The following is a 12,868-nucleotide window of genomic DNA, read 5'->3' as shown; positions in this document are numbered from 1 at the left end:
CGGAGGGGAATGAAGAATATGGCGCGCAAAAAGAAAGAAGATCTTCACATCGGGTCGCATATCAGCACCCGGAAAGGATTTTACCAGGCCGCAGTGACCGCTTCCGCAATCGGAGCCGGGGCTTTTCAATATTTTCCGAAAAATCCCCGCAGCCTCATTCTGAAAACAAACGTAGACTGGGACGACGCCCGGCGGTGCGCGGAATATTCCCGGGAAAACGGCCTTCTTTCGATCGGGCACGCACCGTATCCCCTGAATCCGGCCGTGGAAGGCGGCCGTCAGGACGTGATGGTGGAAGCGATGCTCAATGCGCTTGAGATTGTGGATGCGTGCGGTTCCGTAGGTCTGGTCGTGCATTTCGGGAAGTTTTCCGGAAAAGATCCGTTACAAGGCTATAAAAATATAATACAATGTACGAATAAGACGCTGAGCCAGTGGCGGGGCAGCGCGCTTCTCCTGCTTGAAAACCAGGCCGGCAGCGGTTCCCAGATGGGCACGACTATGGAGGAGCTGGCCCGGATCAGACAGCTTTCGGAATATCCGGACAAAATCGGTTTCTGCCTGGATACCTGTCACGCGTTTGCGGCAGGTCTCTGGCACGGGAACGATTGGGACGAGGTGGAGAAAAGAGGCGGCGAGCTCGGGTATTTCGATCATTTGAAGGCCGTGCACCTCAACGATTCCCTCTATCCACACGGCTCCGGCAAGGACCGTCACGCCAATATCGGCGACGGGTATATCGGCCTGAAAGGATTCAAATCCTTACTGGCTTCGGATACCGTGCGGGGGATTCCGCTTGTGCTCGAAACAGGCAGCGGCCCGGACGGTACGCACAGGAAAGAGATTGCGCTAGTCAAGCAGACAGCCGGTGCGGCGGGAAAGGAACCCTGATGAAGATTCACGTTTTTTTGGACGATCAGCGCAGATGTCCGGCCGGTTTTACTCTTGCGCGCAATGTGGAGGAATGCCGGCTGCTTTTGCAGGAATGCGAGGTGGACATCCTGTCGCTTGATTACGATTTGGGCTGGGACGAATCCGGGTGGGATATCGTAGCCTGGATGATCGGGACCGGCACTTTTCCGGCCCGCATTTATTTGCACACGTCCAGCCTGGAAGGCCGGAACCGGATGTACCGGGCTTTGTACGCTTCGGTTCCTTCCACAACCTCTCTTCATCCGGGACCTCCGCCTGCCGGTTTGTTGACCGAGCTTGCCGGGGGCTGACTCATTTATACGTTTTTTTAGAGAAGAGAGGAGTCTTCGACATGATTCATTTGAACGATATTTATTTTATACGCGAAGAACGGCATATCCTGCAGGATGTATCTTTTCATGCGGAAAAAGGCGAGCACTGGGTCCTGCTGGGCAAGAACGGGTCCGGCAAAACGACGCTCCTTGAGCTGATGAACGGCTACCAGTTTCCTTCCAGGGGCAAAGTCGAGGTATTGGGCAACCGATACGGTCAAGTGGATGTGCGCGAAGTCCGCAAGCGGATCGGCTATATTTCCCAGTCTCTGTTTGAGAAAATGAATCTGGCGGATACGGTGTGGGAAGCGGTGGCGACCGGCGAGTACGCCTATCTGCGCTTTTACCAGGAAATTCCCGATGATGTGAAAAAGAAAGCGATCGGCATGCTGGAAAGAATCGGACTGCCGCATGTCGCGATGCAGTCGATCGGAACGCTTTCGCAGGGCGAACGCAAGAAAGTGATGCTGGCCCGTTCCATGATGCAGAAGCCGGAACTCCTGATTATGGACGAGCCCTGCTCCGGGCTGGACCTTTACGAACGCGAAAAGCTGCTGGCGGCGATCCGCGAATTCAGCGATCAGGATATGACCGTGCTTTACGTCACGCATCATATCGAAGAAATCATCCCGATGTTTACGCATGTCGCGCTGATCGAACAGGGACGGATCATTGCGGCCGGACCTAAGGAAGAAGTGCTGACGCCGGAACATCTCTACCAAGCTTTTCAGGTACCGCTCGAAGTGGAGTGGTTCCGCAATAGACCATGGATAAAGGTGCTGTAAGGAATGACAGAACATGATTCGACTACAAACACGGCCCGCCTCATCGGCACGGCCAACCGCGGGTTCGCCCAGCATGCCCAGGAAGAAATCCGGCGGCTTATACCCGGCGTGAAATTCCGGACGCTCGTTCCGACGGAGACGTTTCTTGCGGAAGCGCCCGGAAGCTGGGACGAAATCTCGGCAGTCCTCCGGGCGCAGGAGCCGATTTTTCTGCGGCATATGCAGCCTGTCCAGGGGGAGCGCGTTTTGTTCGGAACGGACGAGGATATTTTGGCCGCCGCGAAACTGGCGTCCGAACTCGGCCGTCTGCACGCCGGAAGCAGCTGCGCGGTCCAGGTGAGAATCGCCGACGGCACGGAAGTGCCTTACGGCGCCTCCGATGTCCGCGCGGCTTGCGAGGTCGCGACGAGCGAGGCGACGGGAGCGGAAACGCTGGTGCGTCATGCGGACAAGATCCTTTCGGTCTATGTCGGGCATCAGGCGATTTATGCCGGAGTTTCCGCGCCGGAAGAGAATTTGTCCGACTGGAGCGGCGGCGCCATCCGCTTTCAGCGCGAAGAGAACCAGGTCTCCCGCGCGAAATTCAAGCTGCTCGAGGCGGAGCGCAAGTTTCATCTGCATTTTGCGGATTTCCGCAAAGCAGTCGATGTAGGCGCGGCTCCCGGCGGCTGGACTTCGCTGCTGCTGGAGCGTGGGCTTCACGTGACCGCGATCGACCCGGCCAAAATGCATCCGAGCCTCATCAAGCACCCGCGGCTTACGTATCACGGCAAAAATGCCGCGGACGTGAAGCTGCGCCAGGACGAGTTCGATCTGCTCGTCTGCGATATGAGCTGGAGCCCGCGGCAGATGAGCCGGCTAATCCTCGATCTCCTACCTGCGCTGCGAAGCGGGGGGACGGCGATCATCACGGCGAAACTGATGCACAAAAAACCCTTTCAGACGGTGAAAGAGCTGAAACAAGATTTTGAAGGGCAGTTGGAATTGCGGCAGGCGAAACAATTGTTTCATAACCGCGAAGAGCTTACACTTTATTTTGTCAAAAAATAAACGTGCCGGAGTCATCCGGTGTTCAACATTCGTATAATCCACGTAAATAGAGTCGTCAGGCAGCTCCAGACCAGATAAGGCAGGAGCAGCCAGGCGGCTTCTTTCGATAGCGGCGCGGTCAGAATTAGCATCCACCAGCCCGTAAGGGCGGCGATCATGCTGTCTGCCAAAGCCAGCCCGTAGCTTTTCGCTTTGAAAAGAAAAAAGCCATAGGCCTGGCCGGCTAAATAATGGAGGATCACAACGAAAATCCAAGCGATCCCCACATTTTGAAAACCGTCCGTTTTTACGTAGACGAGTGCGACGGATGCGGCCATACACGCGTGCATAAATCCTCTTGCGCTGACGATCAGCTGTCCGTAAGGAGCCCATGCCGGTTTTTTGACGGAAGAATACCACCGAATATCGGCAGGAAAAAGAGCGGCGGACAAGAGAAAGAGTCCGTACGTGACAACGGCGGCCAGCATAAATGGGTAGAACAAAAAGGCACCCCCTCCCGGATTGTTTGTCCATTAGTATAGGTATATGGGAATGCGGGACAGGTATGCCTGTAAAAAATGAAAAATAATCGTTGACCATATGGGTAATTATGGTATAATTAGCGGTAATTAAACAACCGGATGCACAAAAGCGGAAGCACCGCTGATGTGGAAGAACACGTTTCTTCCTGTCAGTGGTGCTTTTTTGTGTTCATTTCCGGTACTAAGCGAGGTGAACGATGACAAGGCAAACCAAATGGCGTATCGCGCTTGCCGCAGGCGTGTCCGGCGCGGTGCTCATACTTGGCGGGATCGTACAATGGACTGGCTGGTAAGGAGGCTGAAAGATGAAAAGGCTGCTGATCTTGATCGGGCCCGACAAGGAATTCGCGTCCGCAATGGAACGGTTTATCCGGGAAGGGGAGTATCGTGACCGGCTGGATATCCGGTCGGTTACCCGTTGCGAGCAAGCCGGGACGTTTTTGGAGCAAAGCAGGGGAGAGCCCCTGCTGATCCTTTATGCGGAAACCATTACGGATGAAGAGGTCATCCGTTGGCTCGGCGAGGGACATAACGGCCTTGTTTACCGTTTGTCGGAAACCCCGGAACGTGCGGATTTGCCGGCCGGGAACCGGATATACCGGTATCAGCCGTTTCGAACGATGCTCCGAGATTTGCTGCTGCGCGCGGCCGAACAAACCGGCGGTCCCGGACTCGGGAGGACGGGGTTCCGAAGCGGCCGTACGAGTGTTCTCGCCGTGTATTCGGCTTTCGGGGGAAGCGGCAAAAGCGTTCTTGCGCTGAATATGGCGGCGCAGCTTGCCGCACAGGGAAAGAAGGTTCTGTATATGTCTCTTGAAGCGGTGAGTTCTTCCGCATTGCTGTTGAAGGACGGCCCGCCGGATTCCTTTTCGCGGCTTCTTTATGCGTGGAGAAAGTCCCCGGACCGGACTGCGGACTACGCGGATCTGCTTCAATGCCGTCATCCCGCTTACGGCTTCGATTATTTGGCTCCTCTGCCGAACATCCGGGAAGCGGACGAATTGCAGGCGGAGGACGTGAGCGGGTTGGTACGGCGCATAGCCGACAGCGGGATATGTGACGTCCTGCTGCTCGATCTGGACAGTGCCGTCCAGCCGAGGACCTTAGGCGCCCTGCAGGCCGGCGATATCGTTGTGTGGCTGGTTACGCAAGACGCGCACGCTTTGTACAAAACCCGGAAAGTCCGGGAGGCCCTGAGAAACAGCGAGTCCATGAAGTCCTGCGCAAGCAAAAGCTTGTTTGTTTTGAACAAGTATACGGGAGGGGATTTTGGCTTGGCGAAGGAATATGACGTTGCGATATTCGAAACGCTTCCTTATATTCCTGCCTGGAAGAGCGTTTCGGACCCCGCAGACTGGCTCGGCGAGCCTGTTTTTGCCGCGCAGGTCGGTCATATGCTGAGCAGGTTTTCTGAGGGGGCTGAGGCGTTGTGATTGAAGAATGGGTGCGTACGTTCAAGGAAGCCGTCAACGCCCGTCTGGATCCGACCCAGTCCACTTCGGACGAAGAATTGATGGAATTGATCGAGGAGGTGGTGCTTCGGGAAACAGGGGACGGACGGCTGACGGCAGGAGAAAAGTGGGAGATGGTGCAGCGGATTTTCCACTCCTACCGCGGTCTTGATATTTTACAGCCCTTAATCGACGATGCGTCCGTAACGGAAATTATGATCAACAGCCACCGGGATATTTTTATCGAACGTGACGGGCGGGTCAGCCGGAACGAAGCCCGCTTCGAGAGTAGGGAGAAACTGGAGGACATCATCCAGGCCATCGTCGCCAAAGTGAACCGGACCGTGAATGAAATGTCGCCGATCGTAGACGCCAGACTGCAGGACGGTTCCCGTGTCAATGTGGTGCTCCCCCCTGTGGCGCTTCAAGGCCCGACGATGACGATCCGTAAGTTTCCGGCACAGCCGCTGACCATGGGCGATCTGATTGCCGTAGGTGCGTTGACGCAGGAGGCAGCGGAGCTGCTCGGCGTTTTTGTGAAGGCGAAATACAATATTTTTATCGGAGGCGGCACCGGTTCCGGCAAGACGACTTTTCTTAACGCTCTGTCCCAGGGAATACCGGCGGACGAGCGGATCATCACGATTGAGGATTCGGCGGAACTGCAAATCCGCACGGTTCCTAATCTGGTGAGCCTGGAAACGCGTAACGCGAATACCGAAGGCAAGGGAGGGATCGGTATCCGGGACCTGATCCGCTCCTCTCTGAGGATGCGCCCGAACCGGATTATCGTCGGGGAAGTCCGCGGGTCTGAGGCGCTCGATATGCTGGCGGCTATGAACACCGGACATGACGGAAGCTTTTCTACGGGGCATAGTAACTCAACCGCCGACATGCTGAGTCGTCTGGAAATGATGGTGCTCAGCGCGGCTGACCTTCCGGTGGAGGTAATCCGGAAGCAAATCTCGTCGGCCATAGATCTCATGATTCATTTGTCCCGGATGCGGGACGGTTCCCGGAAGGTCGTTGAGATCAGCGAGGTGGCTGGACTAACCAATGGCGAAATCGTGTTGAGCCCGTTATTCCGGTTTGAAGACCAAGGGGAGGATGAGAACGGCAGGGTGAAAGGGAAGCTGATCTATACGGGTAATCCGCTCGTTCACGGCTGGAAATGCCGCATGGCTGGAGTGGAACTTCCAGACTGGATCGCCCGTGAGAAGGAGGCGTCGTCGTGATGCTTCCGGTTGCGGCCTGTCTGGCCGGGTTGGTTCTTTGGGTTGTTTTATTGACGCAGGATAGAAGAAAGCGGCGGAAATCGGCGAAGGGAGGTGATAGTGGCGGGTTTGAAGGGAGTGGGCAGCAGTCGCGGAAAGAAGATCACCCACATGAAAAGAAAACGGCGGCACGCGCTGCTCCCGCTGGCCTTACGGATTACGGAATCTACCGGATGACGGGCCGCGAAATGCTGCTGACGTCCGGCATATCCGGGATGGTTTTTGCGGGGATCGCGTACATTTTTTACAAGGAGCCTCTGCTTGCTTTGCTTTGTGCGCTGCTCGGCTTGCTGGTTCCCCGTTTCCGCAAAGTACGGCTGATTACCGGGCGTAAGGCGAAATTGATCCTTCAGTTCAAGCAGGCCCTTTACTGCATGTCCACGTCTCTTACAGCGGGAAGATCCGTAGAAAATTCATTCCGGGAAGCGTGGAAAGATCTTCAGCTGCTCTATCCCGATCCGAACTGCCTGATTGTCCGGGAATTCGAAATCATCGTAAGGCGGCTAGACAACGGGGAGCCGATTGAACAGGCCGTTACGGATTTTGCGGTACGGGCACAGTGCGACGATATTACGAATTTTTCTGATGTATTCACGATCTGCAAGAGAACGGGCGGCAACCTGGTGGAGGTCATCCGTCGAACTGCCGGCATTATCGGAGATAAGCTGGACATTGAGCAGGACATCTCGGTTATGGTGGCCCAGAAAAAACTGGAATCGCGCGTCCTCCTTGCCGCTCCCGTTTGTATGGTCGCTGTACTCAGTTTCAGCTCCCCCGACTATATGGCCCCGCTGTACAGCGGGGCGGGACCGCTCATTATGACGGGAGGGCTGCTTGCTCTGGGAGGCTGCTTGTGGCTGACCGGCAAGATTATGGACATAAAGGTGTGACGACATGTTTGTACTGCTGTGTTTAAGTATGGGTTCGATTTTGATGCTGCTGTTTTTGTTCGTCTTGGGCTCCAGGCGTTTTAAAGATGTGAGGACGGACTATCCCTGTACGCTGCATATGAAAAAAATGGCTCCCGCAGGTCTATATGTGGTAGAACGGTTCAAAACCATGGAGCGTTTCCCGGATGCGGGCGTCCGGATTATGCAGCGAATCCGTTCGCTATACGGTCATAAGGATACGCTGGTCATGACCAAGCTTGTCATGGGGGACATGCTTCTGACCGCACTGTTCGTTCTGCTGCTGAGCGGCCTGCTGGGAATTGCGGGAGGCGGAGACCCAGCTGTTTCGCTCCTGGGTCTGCTGGGCGCCGGTTTGACTCCTTTGCTCATGCTGAGACACCTTGATCAGCAAATCAGGCTGCGAAAACGTCGGATTGTTCTGGAGCTTCCGGAAGTGCTGAGCAAGATGATTCTGCTCATTAATGCCGGTGAAACCGTCCAGAAGGCGCTTATCCGCAGTGTGGATATATCGAGGGGGGCGGCATCCCCGCTGCATGCCGAGTTTGGGCAAGCGGTGCGTGAGCTGGAAATGAATGTTTCGCTTCCCAAAGTACTCGAAGATTTGAGCAAACGGTGCGCGATGCAGGAAATGGCACTGTTCACAACGACGATTTTGCTGAATTACCGGAGGGGAGGAGAAGATTTTCTGGTCGCTCTGCGTTCGCTCGCGAAGGAATTATGGGACCGCCGCAAGGCGGAGTCCCGCAAGCTGGGCGAGGAAGCTTCCTCGAAGCTGGTGTTCCCGATGGTTGCTATTTTTCTGGTTGTCATGATTATCGTAGCTTCGCCGGCCGTCCTGTCCATAAACGGCTGACGGATAAACCTATCCACACTTTTTGGGAGGTCATAAACAATGAAAAGCCGATTACATATGTCCATGATTCGTTTCTGGAACGACGAAGAGGGGCTGGGAACGCTTGAAATTTTGCTCATCGTCGCCGTACTTATAGCCGTAGCCGTTATATTCCGGAAGTGGATTATTAAATGGTTCAACGAGCTGATTGGTAAAGCGGACACGGAATTTAACAATTCCAAAAGCGATGATGCCATTAAAACGCCGTAGCCGGATGCTCACGGAAATATGGAAATACGGGGTCCGGATTCGCTTGTTCCGTTCCCAATCCGGTAATTTTACCCTGGAAGGGACTTTGCTGTTTCCGGTAGTAATCTTAATTACTTTAACCCTTATCATTTTCGGCATGTTTGTGTACAATCGGGTCGCCCTGCAGCAGCAAGCCGGCGTCGCATCCGAACGAGCCGCGTTTTCGTGGAACAACAGCCGCAAAGATCCTGTGACAGGAGCTTTTACACCGGGAGCCGGTGACGGGCTGTACTGGCGTTTGACGCGGGACGGCATCCTAGGCATTTTCGGCTACAGCGGAAAATCTTCGGTTGTCCAAGTTCCGGGCACATCTGATGGAAGCGGTCCTGCGGGTAAACTGTCGCGTGCGGCCGCTCTCCTTCCGGCGGGGGTTCATGGCTCGATGTCTTACGTGAATCACATATGGGAACGGAAAGTTTCGGCCGAGCTGGAAGAGACTTTCCGCACGCGTTCCTTTATGCCGGGGAATGTCATAAGCGACCATGTGACGGGGCAGGGCGTTTCGCACGTAGTCGACCCCGTTGAATTGATCAGGACCGTTGATCTGACACGCAGTTACATCCCGGCGATAAAGAACCGCATTACCGCTTCGAAGGCCAGGGAAGTGCTGACCGAGCCCGCACCCGAGGCTATCCCTCCGGCAAGCGTCATCTCGAGCGAAGCGCAGGCAAGCGCTTATATCCGGAAACTGGTCAGCGGACGGAAAACGGAGGTGATTACCCCGGAGGGAGATAAAAGAACGATTGACGCTTTAGATGCCGGCGGTACGGCACATCTTGCTTTCTACACGTTCAATGAGAAAAACCTTAAGGAACAAATGCGTAAAGACATTCTTCTGAAAAAGGAGGGGATACAGGTTAAAGGGATCGTGTGGCACTTTTTCAAAACCAAGTCGGGAAAGGCGCCTTCACAAGCTATCCAGCGGGAGCTGGCTCAAAACGGCATCTCCGTTATTTTGCATGAATAAATCAAGGGCGGCTTCGGCTGCCCGGAAAGGAGCGTGCTTTGAGAAGGTTTTATAACTCCGAGACGGGTGCCGTTTCTATTTATTTGATCATTATTCTCGTCCCTATCTTTTTTCTGCAAGCGGTTCTGATCGATTTCGCACGAGTAAAAGCCGCTGAAAGAGAAGCGGATACGGCCGCAAGGGCCGGGGTCCGTTCCGTTCTTTCCGCATTTGATACGGAGCTTCAAAAATACGGACTGTTCGGACTTACCGGAGAGCCGGAAAGTTCGGAATCTCTTTTCAGCACGATATACAAAGAAAATCTTTCCGGTACTTCAAGCGGTGGTTTTTATAAAATGTTGGATACAAGGCCGGAAGAGGGGCACACGTCACTGACCTCACTATACACGCTTGCCAATCATACGGTATTTAAAGAACAAATCCTTGAACATATGAAATACACCGCGCCGATCGAATTCGTGCTGGAGATAACGGATAAACTTCAAAAAACCGGTGCGGTCAAAACGCTGGCAAACGGCTCGGTATACGCCAAAGAAGCGGAGAAAATCGAAAAACTTCTTGCCAAGCGGGAAGAAGCGCTCGACCGGGCATGGGCGGAAACGGTCAAGCTGAAGGAAGATCTGAATGGCCGGCACCATACCTACCGGGCACGAATAACCGAGCTGAACCGCCTTTCGGAGCTGATCGGTTTAAACACCGTGGACGGGGTAAGGTCGCAAATCAAAACCTTGGAAGAACAAATCCGCTCGCTCTCGGACTCCATTTCAAGTTTGAACGGCTCCCTTGCGGCTGTAGCCGCAGCAGGACCGGAAGCGGCCGCCGCCCTTCAAGGGATGATGGATCGCATTCGTTCGCTTCAAGACCAGCTGACCGAACTGCAAAGCAGGCTTTCCGACCTGAAGACGCTGCTTGAAAATATTGTGAAGTACACCGCGCTTCTGGCGGCAACCAAGCTTGAAATCGTAAGTGACGACGAGAAAGTGCAAAATCTGCAAAAATCCGTTCAAGAACTGCTCGGTGAAGCGAAGAAAGCAAACGATGAGTTAAACACGGAGCTAAAACGCGTATCATCCGCTACGGGCAATGAACTCAAAGCCTTCGAAGCGTTTAAAGGCCTGAAACTTCTTAGTGAAGACGATTTCCGTACCTACCAGACGGGAATCGCCTCAAGCGCGGCATTGTTCAGCGGTTTTCGCAGCGGCATCGAAAGCACTAATCTATTCACGAATGCCAACGCTCAAAAGATACACGCCGCAAACGACGCCTACCAGGCTCGAATGGACGATACCTTCCAAAAACAGCTTGTCATTGAAACGGAGCGAAATAGGCGGAACGAAACGATTCGCAAAGAAAAAGAAAAGCAGCGTTCGAAAATACAAGGGGCGTTGGATCGGGCCAAGCAGGCGATGGGAGACTGCGGGACGGATCAGACGGATGGTTCGGTTTCGACTTTCTATGAGATTTTGGAGGGGAAGGGGGAAGACGGATTATACCGAAAATACATGACTCTAAACGAGAGTCCTTCGAATGCCGGCGGAAGCCCGGTGTACGATCTGGAGGGCAAACCCGACACGGAAGTTCAGCATGCCATGAGTTTGCTGGAGCGGCTTGGCCAAACGGGGGAAAGTATCCGCAATGAGCTGTTCGTAAACGAGTATGCCTTGTCTCAGTTTAACTATAGAACATACGGGCGGGAATTGGACGGATCGGGGCAGCCAAAGCCGCTTCACGCGCTGTCCGAGCCGTCAGGCCATAAGCTTCCAAGCCAAGAAGTCGAATATTTGTTGTACGGCTTCAATTCTTGCGCCAAAAATATGTCATCGGCGTATGGTGAAATGTTCGCTTTCCGTTTTGCAGTCCGGACGGTGGAAGAATTGATGGATCCGAAAAACGAACTGCTTCAGGCAGGTTCTCCGCTGCTGGTGCTGCTGGCCAGTGCTGCCGAGGCAGCCGTCAAGGCTCTGGCGGATATGGACAACTTAACCGAAGGAAAAGCAGTACCGATATCAAGTAAACTGACGAACCCGTTGTTTACTTTCATTTATAAAGACTATTTGCGGATATTTCTTCTCCTGCACAGCTCTGACACGAACCTGTTGGCGCGCCTGCAATCCTTGATCGAACTGAACACAGAGCGGACGTTGGATCACGCTGTAACTTACATACAGGGGTCCGCTGAATCCTCCGTATCCTTATGGTTTTTGCCGGGGGTAATGAAACTGATGAACGGGACGGGCATTTCTTCCTGCGAAGTAAGAGAAAACCGGTGCCGTTTTATCAGTCGTGCGGATTTGGCGTATTAGATAACACGCGAACCGAACAGGACGGGAGCGATGCGTATGCGCATGTTTAGAAAAAGCGAGCAAGGGGGAATGGTGCTGGAAGCGGCGCTTATTCTGCCGATGTTCGTGGGTTTTATCGTCGCCCTTATCGTATGCATCCAGATAGCTGTAGCGGATATGGCGCTGCGGTCTGCGGTAAGTGAATCTACGAAGGTTTTGGCCGCGGGGCTTTATCCGGCGGAGGTACTTTACAGACAGGGTGAACAATCATTCGACCAGACGGCTCTCGCATCAGGGGTTCGGGATGTAGTCGATACTCTTCAAAACTTAAGAGAACAAGCCGCGCAAGCGGGAGAATTTATCGACTCGGTTGAAGCCTATATCCCGGACCCGGTAGTCGGACTTTTGGAATGGGTTCGCCAAGCGGGTGAAAGCGGTGTAGATGGAGCAAAGGAAGCGGCAAGTTCGGCACTGCGTGATGCCATGAGGCCGGTTGTTTACAGTTTTGCGGACAAACGTATTTTGAAGAAGGACCGGTTCCGCATCGGTGGGGTGACACTACCCAGTTTAACGAACCGGGAACGGGCTTATCTCGGATTCGAAGTTACCTATGATTTCCCCCTTGCCGTTCCTTTCTTCAACTGCACGCTTGTTTTGAAAAAGAAAGCGCTGGAGCGGGTCTGGCTGGGCGCGTAAAAGGAGACATCACTATGGAGGAGCTGCTGCTTTCTCTTCTTATTCTGGCCGCGTTTGTAACCGATGTACGAAAATCGATTATTCCGAACGTCTTGACTGCCGCAGGTGCAGGTACCGGAATGATGTACCATCTTCTTACAAATGGCTGGAGCGGACTTGTTTTTTCTTTGGCGGGCTGCACGACCGGTTTTATCGCGCTTTTTATTTTGTATGCGGCAGGGGCACTCGGTGCGGGGGACGTTAAGCTGTTCGGGGCGATTGGAGCTTTAACGGGCGGGGTCTATGTTTTTACGTGCGCGCTTTATTCTTTATTATTCGCGGGAGCGATCGGTTTGTGCTTGCTCCTTGCGAGAAAAGAAGGAGTAAAACGGCTCGGGCGCTTATTCGGCGGATTGGCCTTGTGTTTGTTTCTTAAAGATTGGTCATTCTGGAAAAGCTTGAAACAAAGTGATCAACTGCGGTTTCCTTTTATGTATGCGGTACTGCCGGGGGTTCTGGCAGCTTACTGGTACGGAAGCCTTGCTTTTTAACAGAAGCCCGTCAGAG

Annotated in this window: 14 protein-coding genes; 13 read left to right on the top strand and 1 reads right to left on the bottom strand. The window is 53.8% G+C overall.

The genetic code is table 11. The features are described from left to right. The first annotated feature begins 18 nt into the window (after window positions 1-18). The 4 genes from ACI48J_RS16100 to ACI48J_RS16085 are packed head-to-tail and all read left to right on the top strand — an operon-like array spanning window position 19 to window position 3,079. Window positions 19-891, top strand: coding sequence for a deoxyribonuclease IV (locus ACI48J_RS16100; protein WP_405079231.1), 873 nt, complete (start codon window positions 19-21; stop codon window positions 889-891). Further along, window positions 891-1,223, top strand: coding sequence for a cyclic-phosphate processing receiver domain-containing protein (locus ACI48J_RS16095; protein ID WP_405079230.1), 333 nt, complete (start codon window positions 891-893; stop codon window positions 1,221-1,223). Before ACI48J_RS16100 ends, ACI48J_RS16095 begins: the two co-directional genes overlap by 1 nt. Window positions 1,224-1,264: 41 nt before the next feature. Further along, window positions 1,265-2,029 (top strand): ATP-binding cassette domain-containing protein, encoded by a 765-nt coding sequence (locus tag ACI48J_RS16090; RefSeq protein ID WP_326057102.1) that lies wholly within the window; start codon window positions 1,265-1,267, stop codon window positions 2,027-2,029. Between the two features lie 3 nt (window positions 2,030-2,032). After that, a complete protein-coding gene (locus tag ACI48J_RS16085; RefSeq protein WP_405079229.1) occupies window positions 2,033-3,079 on the top strand; it encodes an SAM-dependent methyltransferase in 1,047 nt (348 codons plus the stop codon). 11 nt (window positions 3,080-3,090) lie between these two features. On the opposite strand, the gene ACI48J_RS16080 is transcribed toward ACI48J_RS16085, so the two are convergent. Then, window positions 3,091-3,561 (bottom strand): TspO/MBR family protein, encoded by a 471-nt coding sequence (locus tag ACI48J_RS16080; protein WP_405079227.1) that lies wholly within the window; start codon window positions 3,559-3,561, stop codon window positions 3,091-3,093. 344 nt (window positions 3,562-3,905) lie between these two features. Here ACI48J_RS16080 and ACI48J_RS16075 point away from each other — a divergent pair, with 344 nt between their 5' ends. Genes ACI48J_RS16075 through ACI48J_RS16035 form a run of 9 tightly spaced genes read left to right on the top strand, consistent with a single transcriptional unit; the run spans window position 3,906 to window position 12,852 of the window. Continuing rightward, window positions 3,906-5,033, top strand: a complete 1,128-nt coding sequence (locus ACI48J_RS16075) for a hypothetical protein (protein ID WP_405079225.1) — start codon at window positions 3,906-3,908, stop codon at window positions 5,031-5,033. Next, entirely contained in the window at window positions 5,030-6,286 is a 1,257-nt protein-coding gene (locus tag ACI48J_RS16070) for a CpaF family protein (RefSeq protein ID WP_405079224.1), read from the top strand. The genes ACI48J_RS16075 and ACI48J_RS16070 overlap by 4 nt, the downstream gene beginning before the upstream one ends. Next, complete coding sequence (locus ACI48J_RS16065; RefSeq protein WP_405083243.1) at window positions 6,286-7,215, top strand: type II secretion system F family protein; 930 nt, start codon at window positions 6,286-6,288, stop codon at window positions 7,213-7,215. The genes ACI48J_RS16070 and ACI48J_RS16065 overlap by 1 nt, the downstream gene beginning before the upstream one ends. Before the next feature lie 4 nt (window positions 7,216-7,219). Beyond that, window positions 7,220-8,089, top strand: coding sequence for a type II secretion system F family protein (locus ACI48J_RS16060; protein WP_405079223.1), 870 nt, complete (start codon window positions 7,220-7,222; stop codon window positions 8,087-8,089). Between the two features lie 39 nt (window positions 8,090-8,128). Then, window positions 8,129-8,338 carry a Flp1 family type IVb pilin gene (locus ACI48J_RS16055; protein WP_326057086.1) on the top strand — a complete coding sequence of 70 codons (210 nt, stop codon included), beginning with the start codon at window positions 8,129-8,131 and terminating at the stop codon, window positions 8,336-8,338. Window positions 8,339-8,381: 43 nt separating this feature from the next. Further along, entirely contained in the window at window positions 8,382-9,344 is a 963-nt protein-coding gene (locus ACI48J_RS16050; RefSeq protein ID WP_405079222.1) for a TadE/TadG family type IV pilus assembly protein, read from the top strand. 38 nt (window positions 9,345-9,382) lie between these two features. Continuing rightward, window positions 9,383-11,647, top strand: a complete 2,265-nt coding sequence (locus tag ACI48J_RS16045) for a hypothetical protein (RefSeq protein WP_405079221.1) — start codon at window positions 9,383-9,385, stop codon at window positions 11,645-11,647. A gap of 36 nt (window positions 11,648-11,683) precedes the next feature. Beyond that, on the top strand, window positions 11,684-12,322 hold the full coding sequence (locus ACI48J_RS16040; protein ID WP_405079220.1) for a hypothetical protein: 639 nt from the start codon (window positions 11,684-11,686) through the stop codon (window positions 12,320-12,322). Between the two features lie 14 nt (window positions 12,323-12,336). Next, complete coding sequence (locus ACI48J_RS16035) at window positions 12,337-12,852, top strand: prepilin peptidase (protein ID WP_405079219.1); 516 nt, start codon at window positions 12,337-12,339, stop codon at window positions 12,850-12,852. Window positions 12,853-12,868: the final 16 nt, after the last annotated feature.

The sequence above is a fragment of the Paenibacillus chitinolyticus genome (assembly GCF_045038035.1).
In the GTDB taxonomy this organism is placed as follows: Bacteria; Bacillota; Bacilli; order Paenibacillales; family NBRC-103111; genus Paenibacillus_F; species Paenibacillus_F chitinolyticus_A.
The sequence above is the reverse complement of the archived record's forward strand: the minus strand, read 5'-3'. Positions and strand labels throughout refer to the sequence as shown.